21 protein-coding genes are annotated in these 19,539 nt (G+C 36.9%); 7 read left to right on the plus strand and 14 right to left on the minus strand.

Going from position 1 to position 19,539, the window contains the following annotated elements; all coding sequences use genetic code 11:
• The first annotated feature begins 77 nt into the window (after window positions 1-77).
• Both PP182_RS16740 and PP182_RS16745 read left to right on the plus strand, forming a co-directional pair.
• Complete coding sequence (locus tag PP182_RS16740; RefSeq protein WP_272652545.1) at window positions 78-1,829, plus strand: ABC transporter ATP-binding protein; 1,752 nt, start codon at window positions 78-80, stop codon at window positions 1,827-1,829.
• Window positions 1,830-1,896: 67 nt separating this feature from the next.
• Window positions 1,897-2,277 (plus strand): PUR family DNA/RNA-binding protein, encoded by a 381-nt coding sequence (locus PP182_RS16745; protein WP_272652415.1) that lies wholly within the window; start codon window positions 1,897-1,899, stop codon window positions 2,275-2,277.
• A gap of 68 nt (window positions 2,278-2,345) precedes the next feature.
• Here PP182_RS16745 and PP182_RS16750 read toward each other — a convergent pair whose 3' ends face one another.
• The 3 genes from PP182_RS16750 to PP182_RS16760 form a co-directional block, all read right to left on the minus strand.
• Complete coding sequence (locus PP182_RS16750; RefSeq protein WP_272652416.1) at window positions 2,346-3,392, minus strand: lysophospholipid acyltransferase family protein; 1,047 nt, start codon at window positions 3,390-3,392, stop codon at window positions 2,346-2,348.
• Window positions 3,389-4,327 carry a bile acid:sodium symporter family protein gene (locus tag PP182_RS16755; protein WP_272652417.1) on the minus strand — a complete coding sequence of 313 codons (939 nt, stop codon included), beginning with the start codon at window positions 4,325-4,327 and terminating at the stop codon, window positions 3,389-3,391. Before PP182_RS16755 ends, PP182_RS16750 begins: the two co-directional genes overlap by 4 nt.
• Before the next feature lie 131 nt (window positions 4,328-4,458).
• Window positions 4,459-4,761 (minus strand): phosphoribosylpyrophosphate synthetase, encoded by a 303-nt coding sequence (locus PP182_RS16760; RefSeq protein ID WP_272652418.1) that lies wholly within the window; start codon window positions 4,759-4,761, stop codon window positions 4,459-4,461.
• A 92-nt stretch (window positions 4,762-4,853) separates the two neighbouring features.
• Between PP182_RS16760 and PP182_RS16765 the strand changes: the two genes are divergently transcribed.
• Together PP182_RS16765 and PP182_RS16770 are read left to right on the plus strand one after the other, a co-directional pair.
• Window positions 4,854-5,414, plus strand: coding sequence for a thioredoxin family protein (locus PP182_RS16765; RefSeq protein ID WP_272652419.1), 561 nt, complete (start codon window positions 4,854-4,856; stop codon window positions 5,412-5,414).
• A gap of 7 nt (window positions 5,415-5,421) precedes the next feature.
• Entirely contained in the window at window positions 5,422-5,976 is a 555-nt protein-coding gene (locus PP182_RS16770; protein WP_272652420.1) for a GNAT family N-acetyltransferase, read from the plus strand.
• A gap of 4 nt (window positions 5,977-5,980) precedes the next feature.
• On the opposite strand, the gene PP182_RS16775 is transcribed toward PP182_RS16770, so the two are convergent.
• Window positions 5,981-6,517 (minus strand): YfiT family bacillithiol transferase, encoded by a 537-nt coding sequence (locus PP182_RS16775; RefSeq protein ID WP_272652421.1) that lies wholly within the window; start codon window positions 6,515-6,517, stop codon window positions 5,981-5,983.
• A gap of 99 nt (window positions 6,518-6,616) precedes the next feature.
• Here PP182_RS16775 and PP182_RS16780 point away from each other — a divergent pair, with 99 nt between their 5' ends.
• Entirely contained in the window at window positions 6,617-7,255 is a 639-nt protein-coding gene (locus PP182_RS16780; protein ID WP_272652422.1) for a peroxiredoxin, read from the plus strand.
• A gap of 129 nt (window positions 7,256-7,384) precedes the next feature.
• On the plus strand, window positions 7,385-7,579 hold the full coding sequence (locus tag PP182_RS16785) for a cold-shock protein (protein WP_272652423.1): 195 nt from the start codon (window positions 7,385-7,387) through the stop codon (window positions 7,577-7,579).
• 457 nt (window positions 7,580-8,036) lie between these two features.
• Here PP182_RS16785 and PP182_RS16790 read toward each other — a convergent pair whose 3' ends face one another.
• The 3 genes from PP182_RS16790 to PP182_RS16800 form a co-directional block, all read right to left on the minus strand.
• A complete protein-coding gene (locus PP182_RS16790) occupies window positions 8,037-8,969 on the minus strand; it encodes a peptidylprolyl isomerase (RefSeq protein WP_272652424.1) in 933 nt (310 codons plus the stop codon).
• Between the two features lie 74 nt (window positions 8,970-9,043).
• A complete protein-coding gene (locus PP182_RS16795; RefSeq protein ID WP_272652425.1) occupies window positions 9,044-10,453 on the minus strand; it encodes a M28 family peptidase in 1,410 nt (469 codons plus the stop codon).
• Window positions 10,419-11,306: a PPK2 family polyphosphate kinase gene (locus PP182_RS16800; RefSeq protein WP_272652426.1), complete on the minus strand. Its 888-nt coding sequence runs from the start codon at window positions 11,304-11,306 to the stop codon at window positions 10,419-10,421. The genes PP182_RS16795 and PP182_RS16800 overlap by 35 nt, the downstream gene beginning before the upstream one ends.
• 194 nt (window positions 11,307-11,500) lie before the next feature.
• Between PP182_RS16800 and PP182_RS16805 the strand changes: the two genes are divergently transcribed.
• On the plus strand, window positions 11,501-12,193 hold the full coding sequence (locus PP182_RS16805; protein WP_272652427.1) for a hypothetical protein: 693 nt from the start codon (window positions 11,501-11,503) through the stop codon (window positions 12,191-12,193).
• A gap of 8 nt (window positions 12,194-12,201) precedes the next feature.
• On the opposite strand, the gene PP182_RS16810 is transcribed toward PP182_RS16805, so the two are convergent.
• From PP182_RS16810 to PP182_RS16840, 7 genes are all read right to left on the minus strand, one after another.
• Window positions 12,202-13,365, minus strand: a complete 1,164-nt coding sequence (locus tag PP182_RS16810; RefSeq protein WP_272652428.1) for a sigma-54-dependent transcriptional regulator — start codon at window positions 13,363-13,365, stop codon at window positions 12,202-12,204.
• 9 nt (window positions 13,366-13,374) lie between these two features.
• Window positions 13,375-14,247, minus strand: coding sequence for a DUF6268 family outer membrane beta-barrel protein (locus PP182_RS16815; protein ID WP_272652429.1), 873 nt, complete (start codon window positions 14,245-14,247; stop codon window positions 13,375-13,377).
• A complete protein-coding gene (locus PP182_RS16820) occupies window positions 14,247-15,173 on the minus strand; it encodes a mechanosensitive ion channel family protein (RefSeq protein ID WP_272652430.1) in 927 nt (308 codons plus the stop codon). The genes PP182_RS16815 and PP182_RS16820 overlap by 1 nt, the downstream gene beginning before the upstream one ends.
• Window positions 15,174-15,175: 2 nt before the next feature.
• Entirely contained in the window at window positions 15,176-16,513 is a 1,338-nt protein-coding gene (locus PP182_RS16825; protein ID WP_272652431.1) for an ABC transporter permease, read from the minus strand.
• A complete protein-coding gene (locus tag PP182_RS16830; RefSeq protein ID WP_272652432.1) occupies window positions 16,506-17,438 on the minus strand; it encodes an ABC transporter ATP-binding protein in 933 nt (310 codons plus the stop codon). Before PP182_RS16830 ends, PP182_RS16825 begins: the two co-directional genes overlap by 8 nt.
• 293 nt (window positions 17,439-17,731) lie before the next feature.
• Window positions 17,732-18,850: a molecular chaperone DnaJ gene (gene dnaJ / locus PP182_RS16835; RefSeq protein ID WP_272652433.1), complete on the minus strand. Its 1,119-nt coding sequence runs from the start codon at window positions 18,848-18,850 to the stop codon at window positions 17,732-17,734.
• 9 nt (window positions 18,851-18,859) lie between these two features.
• Complete coding sequence (locus PP182_RS16840; protein WP_272652434.1) at window positions 18,860-19,426, minus strand: nucleotide exchange factor GrpE; 567 nt, start codon at window positions 19,424-19,426, stop codon at window positions 18,860-18,862.
• Window positions 19,427-19,539 lie beyond the last annotated feature (113 nt).

Raw genomic sequence — 19,539 nt, forward strand, 5'->3', positions numbered from 1 at the left:
ATTTTATAACATTTAATTAGAAAGCAAAAAACCTATCTTTGAAGACTGTAATTTTAAACAACTACCCGTATTTTTCCATGAAGGAACTTAGGCATCTTAATAAATACTTTAAAAAATACTGGCTTAAACTCTTCTTAGGAATTATCATAACCATTATTGCTAGAGTCTTCCAATTGGTTATGCCATCCTATGTAAATAAAATAATTACAGTTGTTGAGCAATTTTTAAATACAGAAATTGCCGAAACAGCGGCAAGAGACCTTCTATTGGAATACATTTTGATTATTGTGGGTGCTGCTTTACTATCTGGTTTTTTTACCTTCTTAATGCGGCAAACCATAATCAATGTTTCTCGCTACATAGAATATGATTTAAAAAATGAGATTTTTGACCACTACCAAAATCTTAGTCTCAATTTTTATAAACAAAATAGAACTGGTGACTTAATGAATCGCATTAGTGAAGATGTGAATCAAGTTCGTTTATATGCCGGTCCTGCAATTATGTACGGTATACAAACCTTAACGCTCTTTGTCTGCCTTGTTCCTCTTATGTTCATAAAAGCACCCACATTAGCCGCTTACACGCTGTTGCCATTACCCATTCTCTCTGTGTTAATTTACAAAATAAGTAAGATAATACACAAAAGAAGTACCATTGTCCAAGAATATTTATCGACGTTGTCCACTTTTACACAGGAAGTATTTTCTGGTGTGTCGGTAATAAAAGCTTATACTCTGGAACCTCAGACCAATGCCGAATTGAACGTATTGGCGAATGACGGTAAAGATAAGAGTATGAGTTTGGCGCGGGTTAATGCATGGTTCTTTCCGCTGATGATCTTACTAATAGGTATAAGTAATATCCTAGTCATCTATATAGGTGGAATGCAATATATAAGAGGTGAAATCGGTGTAGGCCTGATTGCAGAATTTATTCTATACGTAAACATGCTTACATGGCCGGTAGCCATCGTTGGATGGCTCACCTCCATAGTACAAAGAGCCGAGGCAAGTCAAAAAAGAATCAACGAATTTTTAGACCAGCATTCGGAGTTGGAAAACGGAAATATTCAACTTAAAGACTTGGAAGGTGAAATAGAATTCAAAGATGTAAGTTTTACTTATGAGGACACGGAAATAAATGCCCTCAAAAAAATTTCTTTTACTATCAAGCCAGGTGAAACTATTGCTATTCTTGGGAAAACGGGTTCAGGAAAATCAACCATTTTAGATTTGGTCGCACGTCTGTATGATGTTACATCTGGTGAAATATTGATTGACAGTAAACCTATCAAAGATTTTGAGCTCACAAGTTTAAGAGGGTCCATAGGAGCTGTTCCACAAGATGCGTTCTTGTTTTCGGACAGTATAAAAAACAATATCAAATTTGGTAAGGAAGATGCCACGGATGAGGAGATAGTTTCCATTGCAAAAGATGCTGTGGTACACGAAAATATCATGGGCTTTTCCAAAAAATACGATACCGTTTTAGGTGAACGGGGCATTACCCTAAGTGGCGGACAAAAACAAAGGGTCTCCATAGCAAGGGCACTCATAAAAAATCCAAAAATATATTTGTTTGATGATTGTCTTTCGGCGGTTGACACGGAGACAGAGGAAGAAATCCTAAACAATCTAAAAAAAGCCTCCAAGGAAAAGACCACATTAATTGTAAGCCATAGAGTATCTTCCGCCAAAAATGCTGATAAAATTTTGGTTTTAGAGGACGGTAGGCTAATACAGGAAGGCACACACGAGAAATTAAATATGATAGACGGCTACTATAAAGAGCTTTATAAGAATCAACTATCAGAGAAAGAAAACTAAAAATTAGTTGCCGAATAACATTTTTTTTTCCATTTTTGGTAGACTAACCATAGAATATAATTAGGAAATGAGCGACAGAGATTTAATGGATCAAGAGGAAATTCACTCAAAAGTTTTAAGAGCAGGTAGAAGAACTTATTTTTTTGATGTTCGTAGCACGAAGGCTGGGGACTATTATTTAACGATTACAGAGAGTAAGAAATTTACACACGACGATGGTTCTTTCCACTACAAAAAACACAAGATTTATCTCTACAAAGAAGATTTTGAAGCTTTTAGGGAAAATGTAGCCGAAATGATGGATTTCATTATAGACGAAAAAGGTACGGAGGTAATTTCAGAGAGACATCAAAAAGATTTCAAAAAAGAAGAAGAAGAGGAAACAAGTACCGCCAACGATGCTAACTCGAGTGGTAATTTTACGGACGTAAGCTTCGACGATATTTAAAATAAGTTTTTAAAATTCAAATCAACGGCCCTTTTTTAAGGGTCGTTTTTCGTTTAGGAAAATAATGCTTAGGTCAATTTTACTAAAATTCGATTGAGTAAGAAAATTGCAATTATAACGAACAAAGCCATTGTAAAACTCCAAATAAGGGAGACTGCAATGAATAGAATTAGATAATAAACCGTAAAACCTACCAAAGCCGTCGCAAATCTCAAAGTTCCAATAAACTCCTGTTCCCAAATCTTAGGTTTAACAAAGAAATTCCATGATATCCATATTGGAAAGTTTAAAATTCCTATCAAGATCTTAAAAAAGGAAAAACTACTGGATTTGGAAGGAACATTTTCTATGGGAGTTATTTTTTTGATATTTAATTTATTTATACATTCATTTACGGTATTTGGCCTTAAAAAAGAAACCTTTTCCGCTTCCAAACTTTGTAAAACATTGCCATAGTCAGCTTCTGATTCTATATGAGTAGTAAGCCTTTTTAACGCGTTTGAAACTTTTCTCTTCATCCTTTTTTGGGAACCTTTACTATCAGATGCATCATAGAGCTCGTTCACTGATATAGGTGCACCATAATAAATTGTTACAGAATCCGGAAAGCTTGTTGCATCCTTATAATTTAAGCCCACAGGGACAATTTGTAAATCCAAATTAGAATTCTGCCGAATTGTCCTTAAAACTATTCGGGTAAATCCTTTGCTCAAAGGCCTTACCCTTCGCTTTAGATTATGATTGGCTTCTGGAAACATCACCAATGATTTGTTCTCTCCCAGAATTTCTGAACAGGTATTAAAAACTTCCTCGTTTTTACTCAGGGAACTACGTCCATCTCGGATTCGATACACCGGAATCATCTGGAAAAAATTAAATACTTTATTTAGTAAGGGTTTACCAAAAACATCCGATCGAGTTAAAAAATAAGGTTTCCTATTGCAATCGACGGCTATTAATAACACATCCAAAAGGGCACTTTGGTGATTTGGCAAAAACAATACAGGTTTATCTTTTGGTACATTATCCAAACCAATAACCTCTATTTGCTTATGATAGGAATAAAGCCCCGTTTTAACGTAGTTCTTAACTAGGTTATACATAAAGTTTTTCATGCAAGCTTCTTACCTTTTAAAGGTTTAAAATTCCAATAACTTGCCAATAGCAGTCCTGAAACCATATGCCATATGCCCCAAAAAGCAGCAAGAAGGGCCATGCCCCCTAGACCATCAAAAAAAGTAAAAATCAATAAGAGACCCAATCCAGAATTCTGTATTCCAGTTTCTATGGTAATGGACCTGGTATTTTTGGAATCCAGTCTAAAAATTTTTGAAAGGCTATATCCACCTAGGAATGCCATTAAATTGTGTATTAAGACAATCCAAAAAATGTACAGAATATAATCGAGGAAAACCGTTATATTTTTTGCCAATGCCAAAAAAACCAAAAAAATAAAAAATACCAACGAAACAATTTTAAATACTTTGGCCAATTTATTTGATAGTGATGGTTTCCAGTGATTCATTAACATACCCAAAATTAAAGGAACTCCTAATAGTAAAGCGACAAGTTTTACCATCTCAATTGGCTCAATAGCCACTGAATTCAGCAATTCAGCAGTAGGTGGATACATACCTCCCCAGAATTCCAGATTAAAGGGTGTCATAAATATTGCAACTAGGGTAGCGATAGCCGTAAGACATACAGAAAGCGCTGTGTTTCCTCCCGCCAAATGGGTGATGTAGTTGGAAATGTTTCCGCCGGGACATGCCGCTACCATAAACATCCCCAAAGCTACACTAGGATACGGTCTTAGAAAATAGACCAAAATAAAAGTTATTGCCGGAAGCAAAAAAAACTGACTGAAAAAACCAACAAGCACTGGTTTTGGTTTTACCCAAAGTTGTTTAAAATCATTGACCGAAATCTCTAACGCAATACCAAACATAACCAATGCTAAGACAATGTTCATTAGCCAAAGGGCCTCACTATCAAAATTAATTTGAACATTATCCAGAAAAACTTCCGTCAAAAAAATAGTATCAAGCATAAAACAATCTTATTTTTTAAAAGGTTTTTCCTTTTAACTAAACAAGATTGGCAATATAGTAATTTAGCCCTAAATCACTATGAGCCATTAATAAATCCGAAAAACAATAAAACCTTTGTAATAAATGGATATTATTGAATCTTAAGCTTTTTTATCATCTCTCTGGAAATATTACCCGCATAGGCCCCATAAGCATCTACTAATAGCCCTTTTTCTCCTGTACTGGTTTCAATTACGTACAGAATGGTACTATCATCTGGACTTGTTTGTCCTTCAAATCGATAAAATTTAATAACATTTAAATCGACCGCTTTGTGAATTTTCTTTTTCGACTTATTCTCCACACCAGCATCGCATAGATTAAAATCCTCGGTGAAACCCTCCTTTTTAAGTGCATTGATAGCTTCGGACAATGATATGTATGATTTTTCCATAATTAGTATTTTAATGTTATATAAGTTAAGAATAGATTCTTCCATTCGCAACACTTATAGTTTTTATAACTTTGTTCAGTAAAATTTTTACCATGGCAAGGACTGAAAGTAATATGCTGAAACTGGGAACAAAAGCTCCAAAATTTAATCTTTTGGATACCGTTTCAGGGAAAATTTTGAATCTTGAAGAACTAAGTGGCGCAAAGGGAACGGTAGTAATGTTTATCTGTAACCATTGCCCTTTTGTTATTCATGTAAACCCAAAAATATCGGAACTCGCCAAGATTTATCGATCCAAGGGTATACAGTTTATTGCGATATCGAGCAATGATGTCGAGAATTACCCCCAAGATGGGCCCAACCTTATGAAGAAAAAGGCTAAGGAAGAGGATTATACGTTTCCTTATCTATACGACAAAACCCAGGAGGTTGCTAAGGCCTATGATGCTGCATGTACACCTGATTTCTATTTATTTGATGCTGATTTAACCTTAATATATAGAGGGCAGTTAGATGATTCCCGGCCCGAAAACGGAATACCCTTGACCGGTAGTGACCTGATGGGAGCTATGGATGCCCTTCTTAGTGGAAGTGAGGTAAAAGAACCTCAAAAACCTAGTATTGGCTGTAATATTAAATGGAAATCCTCTTAATTATACTTTGAAAACTGTAGTATTATCTAAGACAATGAACGAGGGTGTTCAATTTGAACCACTTGAACCAGGTTTTTACAATACCTATATTGAAATAGGAACAAGAGCTTATAATCAACATTACAGACACTTATGGCCAAATGGGGATACCACAACTTATATACAAAACAGCTTTACCCATGAAGTCTTATTAAAAGAGGAGCAGGACTTGGATACCGCCCTATATCTAATTAAGTCAGACCACACTTATGTTGGAATATTAAAGATTACACTGAATAAAGAAATTCTAGAATACAGGAATCATCAAGCACTCTATTTAGATAAAATTTACCTTCTCAAAGAATTTTCCGGAAAGGGAATTGGAAAAGAGTGCCTTCAATTTGTTGGAAACATCGCCACTAAACTTTCTAAAAAAGTAGTATTCTTAGAGTCTATGCAAAAAGGGAAGGCGTTACCATTTTATTTGGCCAATAAATTTTCCATAGTTGACAACACCAAAGTACCCTTCGAAAATGTTATCGAAGAAGAAAAGTCAATGTATTTATTAATGAAAAAAATATAGACTCCTACCAACCCTTTCTTATTGCTAAATTCTCAATATGGGCGAAATGATGATTGCCATGCCAGGCATATTTGCCAATATTTTCTGCCACGGTAACCTTAGTATCTCCATCAGGATGCATGTAGCCCTTGTTGAAGTCCGATTCACTTAAACCTTTTAACAAATAAACTAGTTTTGTATGAAGCGCCAGTAAATAATCTAGGGAAATTTCTATTGGAGCGGTTCGGGAATCAAACAAATTGCTCCATTTCTTTTCCTCATAGGCCTTGATTAGAGGTTCTTCTTCTGTAAGTGCCCATTTGAATCGGGTATAGCTATGGTGATGGCTGTCTGCAATATGATGAACCAATTGCCGGACCGTCCAACCATCTTGTCTATAAGGAGTTTCCAACTGTTCCTCATCCAATTTCAGCACTAGGCCACTCAGTTTCTCTGGTAAGTGTTCTAATTCCCTTATCCAAGATTCCCTATACTCCTTTGTAATGACCTTTGGACAATGAAAATGTCCTATGGGGTAGCGCAATTTTTCCAAATCTTCCATTTCTTAAATTTAAAAACTTTAATAGACTTTTAACCTTAATATTCCCTTAATACTATTAATAATCTAGTAATTTTATAGGGTTATTAAAAATAAAATAAAATGGCAACAATACGATTAGGTGATAAAGCACCGGATTTTACAGCGGACAGTTCAATGGGAACTATAAATTTATATGATTATTTAGGAGATAGTTGGGGAATATTGTTCTCTCACCCTGCAGACTTTACTCCTGTTTGCACCACTGAACTGGGAACCGCAGCGAACTTTAAACCGGAATTTGATAAAAGAAATGTGAAAATGTTGGCGCTAAGCGTAGACGGTGCGGCATCACACAACGAATGGATCAAGGATATTAACGAGGTACAGAAGACAACAGTCAACTTTCCCATAATTGCGGATGAGGACAAAAAAGTCTCCACACTCTACGATATGATTCACCCAAAAGCGGATAGCAATCTTACGGTGCGTTCCGTATTTATTATTGCACCGGATAAATCCGTAAAACTGATTCTTACTTATCCAGCCTCTACAGGAAGAAATTTTTACGAGTTACTAAGAGTGATAGATTCATTACAGCTAACAGCGTATCACAAGGTGGCAACACCTGCTAATTGGGAACATGGCAACGATGTTGTCGTAAGCCCAGCAATTTCAACTGATGAGGCCAAGGAAATGTTTACCAAAGGTGTCGAAGAAATAAAACCTTATTTGAGAATGACACCTGACCCAACTGCATAATTAATAGATTAAGGCCTTGCCGTTATATATTGCTGAAATCCTTAATATTAAGATAACGTTGTAAAAAGCTATTAATTAAATATTTATGTACTATCTTCGCGCTTTAATTAATATATAATTTTTTCTATTATGAGTAAAGGAACAGTAAAATTCTTCAACGATTCCAAAGGTTATGGTTTCATCACTGAAGATGGTTCAAACACAGATCATTTTGTACACATTTCTGGCTTAATCGACGAAGTTCGTGAAGGTGATGTTGTAGAATTTGAACTACAACAAGGTAAAAAAGGATTGAACGCCGTTAATGTGAAAGTTGTTGACTAGGTAACGTATAAACTTTTTTATAGTTCTAAAGCCCGGATTTTTTCCGGGCTTTTATTTTTAATAAAAATCAACGCAACCTTTTAAACCTTTTGAATCTCTCTATTAAACAATCTCAGTTTCCCCAATATAAAACTGACCTATGAATACTTTTTTCGGCGTACTTCTTCTTCTTATACTCGTTAATATAGCTATGTTGGCAACTAGTTTGAGAAAGAAAAAAAATTAAACACTTTATATATCACAAAGTAGGGTTTTCAAAGAACAAATTGTTATCCATTTAGAGAAGGAAACATTTTGGCTAACCTTTTATCCCTATTCCCCATGAAAATATTCTTAGCTATAATTATGTTGCTGGTTTTGTTCAATGCTATCTTATTGTTTGCCAGCTACCATAGCAAAAAATAAAAAACCTCTGTTTAAGACCAGAGGTTTCTTGTATTTATCAATTAAAGAAAGGTTATCCAACCCTCATCAATTCCACATCGAAAATAAGTGTGGCATCTGGAGGGATAACACCTCCGGCACCCGCACTTCCATAAGCCAACTCAGAGGGTATTACAAAACGGGCCTTATCACCAACTTGCAATAACGAGATACCTTCGTCCCAACCTGGAATAACTTGACCTATTCCCAATTGAAATTCAATGGGTGAATTCCTTTTATAAGAAGAATCGAATACCTGACCGTCGGTTAAGGAACCTTCATAATGAACAGCTACTTTCTTTCCCTTTTCCGCTTTCGGTCCATCTCCTTTTTGAATCATCTTATATCGAAGTCCGGATTCTGTCTCATCGAATCCAGAAGAAATTTTATCCAACGCAGCAGCTTGTGCAGCTTTTGCAGCCGCTAATCGTTCCTCTTTCGATGCTACAAATGAATCAAAGGCCTTAACAGCATCCCATGCTTTAGCTTCCTCCCCGACCCTAAGAATTTCAAGAGATTCAATGGTATCCCCTTGGGCTATGTCGTCTACCACTTCCTGTCCAGCAGCAACATTTCCAAAAACAGTGTGCTTTCCATCTAACCACGGAGTAGGCACATGGGTTATAAAAAATTGACTGCCATTAGTTCCAGGTCCTGCATTTGCCATTGATAATACCCCAGGACCGCTGTGCTTTAATTCAGGATGAAACTCATCATCAAATTTATAACCGGCATCGCCAGTACCCGTTCCTTGTGGACAACCTCCCTGAACCATAAAATCGGGAATTACCCTATGAAATTTCAATCCATCATAATAAGGTTCTCCTAAGTCTTTTACCGAATTTTTCTTTTTACCTTCGGCCAAGGCCACAAAATTTCCAACTGTTCCCGGCGTTTTATCATAGGTAAGTTTTACCAATATTTCGCCCTTTGAAGTATTGAACTTTGCGTATAATCCGTCTTCCATTTTACTATTTTTAAATGAGCCGCAAAGTTACATAAAAGTTGGTAGTTGGCATTCTAATTTCAATGAATACAGACTTAGTTTTCCAGAGTTAAGCCGTACTTATCAACAAGGTAAATTAAACTTGTCATAGATGCTGCACCTAATTCCAACTCCCTTTTATTTACATGTTCAAAGGTATCATTTTCAGCATGATGATAATCGAAATAGCGTTGGGAATCTGGCCGTAATCCAGCAAGCATTATATTTTCATTCTTTAACGGTCCAATATCGGCACCGCTTCCCCCTTTTTTGAACATATGAACAAGATAAGGCTCAAATAGCCCCTGCCAACTCTTAATTTTTTCCAAACTGGAATCCGGTCCATCAAAAGTAAAACCACGCGGTGTAAATCCACCTGAATCGCTTTCTAGGGCAAAAATATGCATCTCACTCTTACTTTCAGCTACTTTAGCATATTCTGTACCTCCCCTTAATCCATTTTCCTCATTCATAAATAAGACAACTCTTATGGTCCTCTTCGGTTTATATCCTGTTTCTTTTATAAGGTTCAATACTTCCATACTTTGAACACAACCCGCTCCATCATCATGAGATCCATCACCTAAATCCCAAGAATCTAAATGCCCTCCAACGACCATAACCTCCTTTGGATACGTACTTCCGGTAATTTCACCAATGACATTATAGGATTCTACGTCCGCATACTGCTTACAATTTTGCTTAAAATAAAATTGTATACTCGGATTCAATTTAAGCGTTGTGCTCAAAAGTTCTGCAGCATTGGTACTAATGGCCGCAGCTGGTATCCTTTTGTTTTCCGGTACATCCCCGTAACTCATGGAACCCGTATGCGGATAGTCGTCGAGTCTTAAATTCATGGACCTAACAATTACACCCAAAGCACCATATTTTGCAGCTTCCATTGCACCTGCATAACGTTGGTCCACACATCCCGAATAAGCCGAAAAAGTGTTTATTTGGGTGGGGTCCATAGGTCTATTGTAAAAAACAATTTTCCCTTTGATTTTTTCCTCTCCTAGTTCAGCCAATTCCTCAATAGCTCTGACCTCGATTAGTTCCGATTTAACCCCGGTAGGAGGCGTTGGCACTGACCCCCCGAGTGCGACAATTGGAATATTTGTAGTAACCCCGGGCGATGTTTCAAAGTAAGCAAATTCAGGAGTTCCCCGCACCCATTTGGGAACCATAACCGGTTGTAACCAAACATTATCCAAACCTATTGAGTCTAACTGTTGTTTGGTATAGTTGACTGCCCTCTGCGCTTGAATTGAACCCGACAATCGTCCTCCAATCTGGTTAGATAGATAGTTAAGCCAATCATAGGACTTACCTTTTGTAAGTGCTGTATTATAAATAGCCTTTATTTGTTCTTCATCGGTCTTTTGGGCATGTCCCAGTTGAATAAAAATAAAACAAATTAGGATTAGATCAATCTTCCTTTTCACTACGTAGTTGATTTTCATAAGCGTCTAAATTAGCCATTATTTCATCTTCCAGCACCTGCTCCTTGATATCTTTATACTTTTTTAACCTTTCTAAAAGTATCTTGGCTACGATGACACGGGCCGCCTTTTTATTATCCGCAGGAATGGTATACCATGGAGCATGTTCTTTGGTTGTATTGTTAATGGCTTCTTCATAGCAATATCTATACTTATTCCAAAGCTTTCTTTCCTTTAAATCTCCTGGAGAAAATTTCCAATGCTTTTCTCGTATGGAGAGCCTTCTTAAAAGCCTCTGACGTTGTTCTTCTTTAGAAAGATTAAGGAAAAACTTAAAGATTATAGTACCATTCTCATGGAGATGCCTTTCAAAATTATTAATCTGCTCGAACCTTTTTTCCCAGAATTTTTCATCAATATCTTCCACCTCATGAATACCTGGAATACGTTCACTTAAAATATACTCCGGATGAACTCTAGTTACGAGTACATTCTCGTAATGTGTTCTATTAAATACTCCAAATTTACCCTTGGCAGGTAGTGCCAAATAATGACGCCATAGGTAATTGTGGTCCAATTCCAATTCGGTGGGTACCTTAAAACTATGTACCTGTACGCCTCTTACATTAAAGTCCTTGAAAACTTCTCGTATTAAACTATCTTTTCCCGCCGTATCCATTCCTTGAAGACAGATTAGGACGCTATACTTGTTATGGGCATAAAGTGTATCCTGAAATTCTCCAAGATCCCTCCTAATCTTTTTGAGATCTTTTTTTAATTTTTTATCACTTCGCCCAAAATCCTCAAGGGTGGCTACATCCGCTATTTTAAGTTTTCCCTTTACCCTGTACTGCTCCGTATTTATATAATCCATGCTGAAATATAAAGTTTTAATCGATGAACCGTTCTCAAATGTTAAAAAAAATAGTGCTTTACCAAGGGAAATGTGCTATTTGTCCGATAAACGAGCGAGTAAGGTATTCGGTCGAAAAAATAATAAACCACAACTTTCAATACTTAATTTTACCGCTGTAAAGTCCCAAATTTTACAACTTAATACGCCTATCTATGTCCAAAACATATAGAACCCTTTCACTGCTTCTAGTTTTGTTATCGCTTACTTCGTTTAAAAGTGATAAGGAATGCCAATACGCCGGTGCTAATATTGATTTTGTAAAATCACAAACGGAAAAGGCTTTGGAAAATATTGATATAAATATTTTGAGATATCATGCCTTTAAAGCGATAAGCGCAATTCAAAAAACTGAAAAAAAACTATCCAATTGCGGCTGTATATTTGCGGAGGAAGGACTCCAGAATAGTATTAAAAATTTAAAATTAGCCACGAAGGAGGAGAACATAGATGTTGCAAAGGATTTGTTATCGATGTCGCTGGAAAGTACTATAGAAAGTCTAAACCAACTAAAGGAGCATGAATTTCACAGAAATGTCAGTACAGCCCGGAGTAACGAAATAACTTCCAAGGAATTCGAAAATGGTAATTCTACCACGTATAAACCTGTAAAGGCAATCTACACGAAAATTGACCAATCTTTAGAAAAATACAGGAATTCATTAAACACGGTTGTGGAAACCGTGGATTGTAAAGAAGCCCACAGTTTCACAAAAAACATCGTTGAACAATGCGAAAATCAACTCCTTAGTGAAACCCTCACCGAAGGTAAAAAGTATTATTATTTAAGGACAAAAGAGATTACCCTTGGCGCTATGGAGCTGCTTAACGATTGTGTAAGCAAATAATTCCAGGACTATTTACTGGCAAAAAGCTTTACGTCCTCTTCGGACACTTCTTCACCTCCTAAAATAATGAGTCTCTCAACCACATTTCTAAGCTCTCTTATATTACCTGTCCAATCATAGGCTTTCAATAGCCCTGTTGCCTTATCGGAAAATGTTTTGGCGGGCATACCCTGTTCCTTAGTAATTTTCTCTGAAAAGTGATTGATTAACAAGGGAATATCACCCCTTCTTTCATTGAGGCTAGGTACCTTTATTAAAATAACGGCTAATCTGTGATAAAGGTCCTCGCGAAACCTGCCGTCCTCTATCTCCTTCTGTAGGTTTTTATTTGTGGCAGCGAGTACCCTAACATCTACTTTAATATCCTTGTCAGTACCTACCCTTGATATTTTATTTTCCTGTAAGGCCCTTAGTACCTTAGCTTGTGCGGAAAGACTCATATCCCCGATTTCATCCAAAAATATAGTACCCTTATTGGCCGCTTCAAATTTCCCGGCCCTATCTTTTACTGCTGAGGTAAACGCCCCTTTAACATGGCCGAACAACTCACTCTCGATTAACTCGGAAGGAATCGCAGCACAGTTCACTTCAATAAATGGAGCTTTACTGCGGGAACTCTTCTCATGCAACCAATGAGCCACTAATTCCTTTCCAGTTCCGTTAGCACCCGTGATAAGAACCCTTGCATCAGTTGGTGCGACTTTTTCTATTATATCTTTTATTGCGGAAATCTCATCGCTTTCCCCAATCATTTCATAATTTTTACTGACTTTCTTTTTTAGAATTTTGTTTTCAACCACTAAATCCTTTCGGTCCAGGGCATTTCGAACAGTTGTCAATAACCGATTTAAATCGGGCGGTTTGGATATATAATCGAAAGCTCCCAATCGCATTGTGTTTACAGCAGTATCTAAATCTCCGTGCCCGGAAATCATAATAAAGGGTATTTCTGGCTTAATTTTTCTTGCAGCTTCCAATACCTCAACACCATCCATTTTAGGCATTTTAATATCGCATAAGACCAGGTCGTAGTCATTATTTTTTATTGTTTCCAGCCCCTTTAGACCATCTTCGGCTTCCTCCACCATATAAGCATCACTTTCTTCCGAAAGGATTTTAACCAATACCCTTCTAATTGCCGCTTCATCTTCTATTACTAAAATTTTTGACATAACTTCTTTTTAAATTCCTATTCTGAAACCAGTTCTAAAATATAATCCAGCTTCATCGTTCAACGTAAAAATATCCTGTCGTTCATTATCTCTTAAGGCCCCATTTTGAAAAAGTGAATGACCACCTACGAGATATATGGACATATCCTTTGTTATCTTATACTGATATCCCAGCGTCAATAATAATGCCGTGTACGATACATCCGTAGAAAGCGTATTCCCCGAAAGCAAAATATTATTCTGAATATTAACATAATACCCGTCTAAAAACAACTCAGTTTGTAGAAAATGTCCTTTTGGGGTAAAATATTTCATTCCTGATTTTGGCACTCCTAAAACATAGGACCAATTAGGACGAAAACGTTTTTCATAATATAGTACGGGTAACGGAACTTGCACGGGTGAGGTAGAATTATAAGATAGCCCTAAAACCAGCCTAAAGGGTTTTTCTACATTTTTTTTATCCTGATACGCGCCAACGGTGTAATTTATATTAAAATCATCTTCTTGCAATTCCTCAACAAAATTTGAGGACCACCTTGGTGTTACAACCCCGACCAACCGCCATTCCTCCGTAAGTTTGTATACATAAGCAAGGTTTACATCTATGATATGTAGTTTCTTTAAATCCCCGGAGTCTGTAAACAGAGTATCAGGTACTTCAAAATTGTATCGATTATATTCACTACCAACGACCACATAGTCCTTTTTTCCACGAACAGGAATAGGGATATTTGCAAGTAACTTTATCCTAGAAGTTTCTACACCAGCCCTATTTTCAGGCATTAACATATATTCCGCCCTAAAAACATCCGGTGTTTGACCCCAACCGGTATAGTATGCAATTATTACTATAAACAGGAACCATTTAAACCTGCTCATTACTTATTGATATCTTTTTGGACATTACTATGCTGAAATGGAGCCTGTTGGAAAATATGCACATCTCTTTGAGGAAATGGTATGGTAACTTTATTTTCCCTGAAAGCTGCATCGATTTTATATCGCAAATCACTTTTTATTCTTGGGTCAGAGAAGCTATCACCTATATAAAAGCTTAAAGAAAATAATAGAGCAGAATCACCGAAATCTTCGAAAAGCACGAATGGTTTGGGGCTTTTTAATACACCCCTTTGCCCCTTTACAATAGATTCCAAAATATTGGTTACAAGTTGAACATCACTTCCGTAGGCGACCCCTACTTTTACGCTCTCCCTTGTAGTTTTATGATTTTGGGTGTAGTTATATACAATATCACTGATGAAGTGGTGATTGGGTATGATAATAATTTTATCATCTCTTGTTATTGCACGTGTTGTTCTAAGCTTTATTTCAAATACCTTACCTACCTTTTGGTCCACCTCAATAATGTCACCCACCCTGAGTGATTTATCTACTATGATGAAAATACCTCCTATAATATCTTGAAATAGTTCCTGTAAAGCCAGTCCAAGTCCTACAAAAAGTGCTGCTGATGCGGTGATTAGTATGGTAATATCAATTCCCGCAGCGCTCATCGTAAAAAGTATCACCAGAATATAGACTACGTACTTAATAAATTTGAAGATGCTTACAAACTTCAGTTTATCCTCGGATTCCATCCTTCTTGTGAACAGCTTACGAATCCACTGCAGAAAAAAACTGGTTACTACGAAGGCCAGTGTTAGTACTAACAATAACCCTATAGTGATATGAATAGACTTGTCACCTGTGGTGTAGTGAAATCCAAGGTCTAGAAATTCTTTGATAGATCCCCAGATATCCTCTTCAATAATTTCCTTTAGTTTTTCCTTTTCCTCCTGAGCCATGATTAATATTTAAGCCATTTAATCAACTCCTTGTAGCTCGGCTTTTTACCGTACATCAGTATCCCAACCCTATATATTTTTGCCGCCAGCCAAACGATACCAATAAAGGTAGCTATTAAAATCAAAATAGATGATATCAGCTGCCATATTGGAACGCCTCCCTCCCCTATACCACCGGGAAGACGCATAAGCATAACAATTGGAGAGGTAAGCGGAAATAAAGAAAACCCGACCGCTATAGGACCATGTGGATTGCTGAACACGGAAAAGAAGCCAACATAAATAGCCAACATGAGGGGCAAAATTATTGGAAATATAAATTGCTGTGTATCCGTTTCATTGTCTACCGCAGCACCTATGGCAGCATAAATAGAACTATATATTAAATAACCCAAAATGAAATATATGATAAAGAAGAAAATTAAAAGTACCCACGGAATATCCAAAATCTCCTGCGCATAAAGGAGCATCGTTGTATCTGCGGAGGAAGTTATAGGATTAGGTGTATTTCCAATTCCAGGACTCATACCTCCTTCGGAAATACTTGTGGGATCAATATCGAATAGGGCCATGGCTACGAATAGTAATACCCCTCCAGATATTATCCATATACCGAATTGAGTAATACCAGCCAATGAAGTACCAATTATTTTACCAAGCATTAGTTGAAACGGCTTAACGGAAGATATAATTACCTCAATAATTCTACTGGTTTTTTCCTCGATAACACTCCGCATTACAAAGCCTCCATAAATAATAATGAACATCATAATCAAATAACCAAAGCCTCCTCCAATGATGGCCTTTATTTCATTAATACCCTTTAAATTATGTTCCCCATCATAGGTGGAAATATTCAATTCGTACTCATTATCCATTTCGGCATACTCACTGGCAGAAATTCCAAACTCGCGAAGTCGCTCCTGCTTTAATCGCTCCTTAAAAATACGTTCCAGGCGTTCAAGGGCATTTGTACTAGGAGCCTCCTTACTATAGAAAAAAGACCTCTGGCTAACTTGCTCTAAATTGTTTTCATTGGGCAAATAGACCAATCCATAATACCCCATGTTCATTGTTGAATCCTTAGCTTGCTCTAAAGAAATATCCCTAAACTTGACAAAAGAAGTACTCTCCGAGGTTATGAATTCATTTGAAAAGAAATCGCTTTCGTTTAGGACTGCAATCACCCTTTTCTCGTTATCGTTAAGCTTGGTCAGGTAGGCAATAAGGACTATCATACCTACCATTAGGAAAGGACTTAGAAAAGTCATTATTACAAAAGACTTATTCCTTACTTTGGCCAAGTATTCTCTTTTGATGATCAGCAGTAATTTACTCATGGGCGATACCTTTGCTTTCTACCGTTCTAATAAATATTTCGTTTGTGGAGGGTATGGTCTCTGTAAAGTTTTTTATGTTGCCCTTTGAACCCAATAAGCTCAACAATTCGCCTGAGTTACTTGATGGCAATTGTACCGAAAAACTAAGTTGATTGGCCTCGAATTCTGAATTCAAAACTTGAAAACCCTTTTTTAACTGTCCTAATAACTCCATTGGGTATTGAGTTTCAAGTGCAACCTTGAATATATTTTTCTTGTACGCTTCTTTTATATCGGATAGTTTACCGTCCAAAATTTTCTCAGACCGATGTATCAGGGCTATGTACTCACATAACTCCTCCACGGATTCCATTCGGTGCGTGGAAAATATAATTGATGTTCCGTTCTCTTTTAACTTTAAGATTTCATCTTTGATTGTGTTCGCGTTGATGGGATCAAATCCACTAAAGGGTTCATCAAAGATTAAGAGTTTGGGTTCATGGAGCACCGTTACAATGAATTGTATTTTTTGTGCCATCCCTTTGGAAAGTTCTTGAATTTTCTTGTTCCACCAATCGCCAATCTCCAATCGATCAAACCAATACTTTAATTTTTGTTTTGCATCAGTTTTAGACAAGCCTTTTAACTGAGCCAAATACAAAGCTTGTTCACCTACCTTCATACTCTTATACAAACCTCTTTCCTCTGGCAAATAACCAATTTGGGAAATATGTTCGGCTTTTAAAGGCTGCCCTTCAAAAAGAAGTTCACCCTGATCTGGGTAAGTTATTTGATTTATGATTCGAATTAGCGTGGTTTTACCAGCACCGTTTGGCCCTAATAAACCATAAATACTATTCTTGGGGATTTCTATGGAAACATTTTGCAAAGCAGTGTGGCCACCATAGCTTTTGGAGACCTTATTTGCAACCAAAATATGATTCATGTAAGCGATTTGTTCAAAGATATTGAAATGTTTTCATCTGCAATTTTATTTATCCTTAAAGACCGCACGCCGTTCGAAGGAAATAGGCCTATGTTTAAAAATAATATTGTTACTACCACAATTTTTCCTTTTTACAAGAAAAAAATGGGAAACTAAATAGGGCTAAAAACAAAACCCACCCTCAAAAGAATCAAGGATGGGAAAAAAATTGCTATGAAAAAGAAAATTAATATTGGTTTCCCAATATTGTTTCAAATATACGTTTTTTATTTAAACACCAAATTTTTTAGCATTTAAGAGAACATATCTTTTACTTTTTCAAAAAATGATTTATCCGATTTCTCAGGCTTGGGCTCAAAGTTTTCACTACCCTGCATACGTTCAAAGAAATCCCTTTGTTCCTTATTCAACTCCTTAGGGGTCCAAACGTTCACATGCACCAAAAGATCCCCACTGCCGTAACCATTTAGACTTGAGATACCTTTACCTCGTAACCTTAAAATTTTGCCTGATTGTATTCCTGGTTCCAATTTAATTCTTACCTTACCACCTACAGCATCGATTTCCTTGGATGTACCTAGAATGGCATCAGAAATACTTATATACAAATCGTAATGAAGGTTATCCCCTTCACGTTTTAACGTTTCATGTTCATGAGTCTCAATTGCAACCAACAAGTCCCCAGGAACACCATTTCCAGGCGCATCATTACCTTTATTAGGAACCTTTAGTTGCATCCCCTCTTCCACACCTGCAGGTATATTAATTGATACCGTTTCTTCGGAAACTTTTAAACCTTGGGCGTCCGCATCTCCTGGCTTTCCATCCAGTATTTGACCACTTCCTCCACATGCACTGCAGGTTGCCGCCGTTTGCATTCTACCCAAAATTGTATTTTGCACTTTAGTAACCTGCCCTCTACCGTTACACGTAGTACACGTTTTATAAGTTACACCCTCCGCTTGGATTTTTCTTCTAACCTTTACTTTCTTCTCGACCCCATTGGCAATCTCCTCCAAATTTAATTTTACCCGGATTCTAAGATTACTTCCTTTAACTCTTCTCTGGCCACCGCCACCAAATCCTCCGAATCCGCTAAAACCTCCACCTCCAAAGGCACTACCAAAAATATCCCCAAATTGGCTGAATATATCATCCATATTCATTCCACCTCCGCCGAAACCACCGCCTTCAAAGGCTGCATGACCAAATTGGTCATATTTTGACTTTTTATTCGGGTCACTCAATACCTCATATGCCTCCGCAGATTTCTTGAACATCTCCTCCGCTTTGGTATCGCCAGGATTTTTATCTGGATGGTACTGTAAAGCCTTTTTCCTGTAAGCCTTTTTTATTTCAGCGGCAGATGCACTCTTACTTACACCAAGTATTTCATAAAAATCTTCCTTCATATTCCTTTTTTAGTTTCCAACTACCACTTTTGGATGCCTTATTATTCTATCACCCAACTTAAAGCCCTTTTCAATAACATCAATTACTTTACCCTTCATACTCTCCTTTGGCGCGGGGATTTGTGTAATAGCTTCATGAATTTCAGCATCAAAAGTATCACCCACTTCTACTTCCACCTCTTGCAGTCCCTTTGCCTTAAGTGTTTCCCTAAACTTTACCTTTATCAGTTCCACACCTTTGAACATTTCGGTATCCTCTGATTTGGAAAGTTCCTTTAAGGCCCTGTCGAAGTCATCCAAAACAGGTAAAAGGGATACAATTACTTCTTGACCCGCTGTCTTAAACAAATCCATGCGCTCTTTGGAAGTTCTTTTCTTATAATTCTCAAATTCCGCAAAAAGCCTTAAAAATTTATCCTTTTCCTTTCCAAGCTCCTCTTTCAATCGTTCTTCTTCAGAAATTTCTTCTTCTTGCATTTCTTCCTCATTTACATCGTTCTCCATTTCTTCCTGTTCCAAAACTTGATCCTGAGAAAGTTCCTCCTCTATATTTTCGGTTTTATTCTTATCACTCATGATTTACGACTTATTATCTTCCGATTTGAGTCGGCAAAAGTACTGCCAAATCTTTAAAAATGTCAAAATGTCATCAAAGTTTATAAAAAAATCCGCCAAAAGCGGATTTATAG

The organism is Maribacter sp. PR1 (assembly GCF_028464145.1).
Classification (GTDB): domain Bacteria; phylum Bacteroidota; class Bacteroidia; order Flavobacteriales; family Flavobacteriaceae; genus Maribacter.

Coding starts and splice junctions, on each gene's coding strand:
- PP182_RS16745 (WP_272652415.1), top strand. CDS start 1,897: ATGAGCGACAGAGATTTAATGGATCAAGAGGAAATTCACTCAAAAGTT.
- PP182_RS16760 (WP_272652418.1), bottom strand. CDS start 4,761: ATGGAAAAATCATACATATCATTGTCCGAAGCTATCAATGCACTTAAA.
- PP182_RS16765 (WP_272652419.1), top strand. CDS start 4,854: ATGGCAAGGACTGAAAGTAATATGCTGAAACTGGGAACAAAAGCTCCA.
- PP182_RS16815 (WP_272652429.1), bottom strand. CDS start 14,247: ATGAGCAGGTTTAAATGGTTCCTGTTTATAGTAATAATTGCATACTAT.
- PP182_RS16755 (WP_272652417.1), bottom strand. CDS start 4,327: ATGCTTGATACTATTTTTTTGACGGAAGTTTTTCTGGATAATGTTCAA.
- PP182_RS16830 (WP_272652432.1), bottom strand. CDS start 17,438: ATGAATCATATTTTGGTTGCAAATAAGGTCTCCAAAAGCTATGGTGGC.
- PP182_RS16810 (WP_272652428.1), bottom strand. CDS start 13,365: ATGTCAAAAATTTTAGTAATAGAAGATGAAGCGGCAATTAGAAGGGTA.
- PP182_RS16825 (WP_272652431.1), bottom strand. CDS start 16,513: ATGAGTAAATTACTGCTGATCATCAAAAGAGAATACTTGGCCAAAGTA.
- PP182_RS16785 (WP_272652423.1), top strand. CDS start 7,385: ATGAGTAAAGGAACAGTAAAATTCTTCAACGATTCCAAAGGTTATGGT.
- PP182_RS16800 (WP_272652426.1), bottom strand. CDS start 11,306: ATGGATTATATAAATACGGAGCAGTACAGGGTAAAGGGAAAACTTAAA.
- PP182_RS16805 (WP_272652427.1), top strand. CDS start 11,501: ATGTCCAAAACATATAGAACCCTTTCACTGCTTCTAGTTTTGTTATCG.
- PP182_RS16820 (WP_272652430.1), bottom strand. CDS start 15,173: ATGGCTCAGGAGGAAAAGGAAAAACTAAAGGAAATTATTGAAGAGGAT.
- PP182_RS16795 (WP_272652425.1), bottom strand. CDS start 10,453: ATGAAAATCAACTACGTAGTGAAAAGGAAGATTGATCTAATCCTAATT.
- PP182_RS16740 (WP_272652545.1), top strand. CDS start 78: ATGAAGGAACTTAGGCATCTTAATAAATACTTTAAAAAATACTGGCTT.
- PP182_RS16840 (WP_272652434.1), bottom strand. CDS start 19,426: ATGAGTGATAAGAATAAAACCGAAAATATAGAGGAGGAACTTTCTCAG.
- PP182_RS16780 (WP_272652422.1), top strand. CDS start 6,617: ATGGCAACAATACGATTAGGTGATAAAGCACCGGATTTTACAGCGGAC.
- PP182_RS16750 (WP_272652416.1), bottom strand. CDS start 3,392: ATGAAAAACTTTATGTATAACCTAGTTAAGAACTACGTTAAAACGGGG.
- PP182_RS16775 (WP_272652421.1), bottom strand. CDS start 6,517: ATGGAAGATTTGGAAAAATTGCGCTACCCCATAGGACATTTTCATTGT.
- dnaJ (WP_272652433.1), bottom strand. CDS start 18,850: ATGAAGGAAGATTTTTATGAAATACTTGGTGTAAGTAAGAGTGCATCT.
- PP182_RS16790 (WP_272652424.1), bottom strand. CDS start 8,969: ATGGAAGACGGATTATACGCAAAGTTCAATACTTCAAAGGGCGAAATA.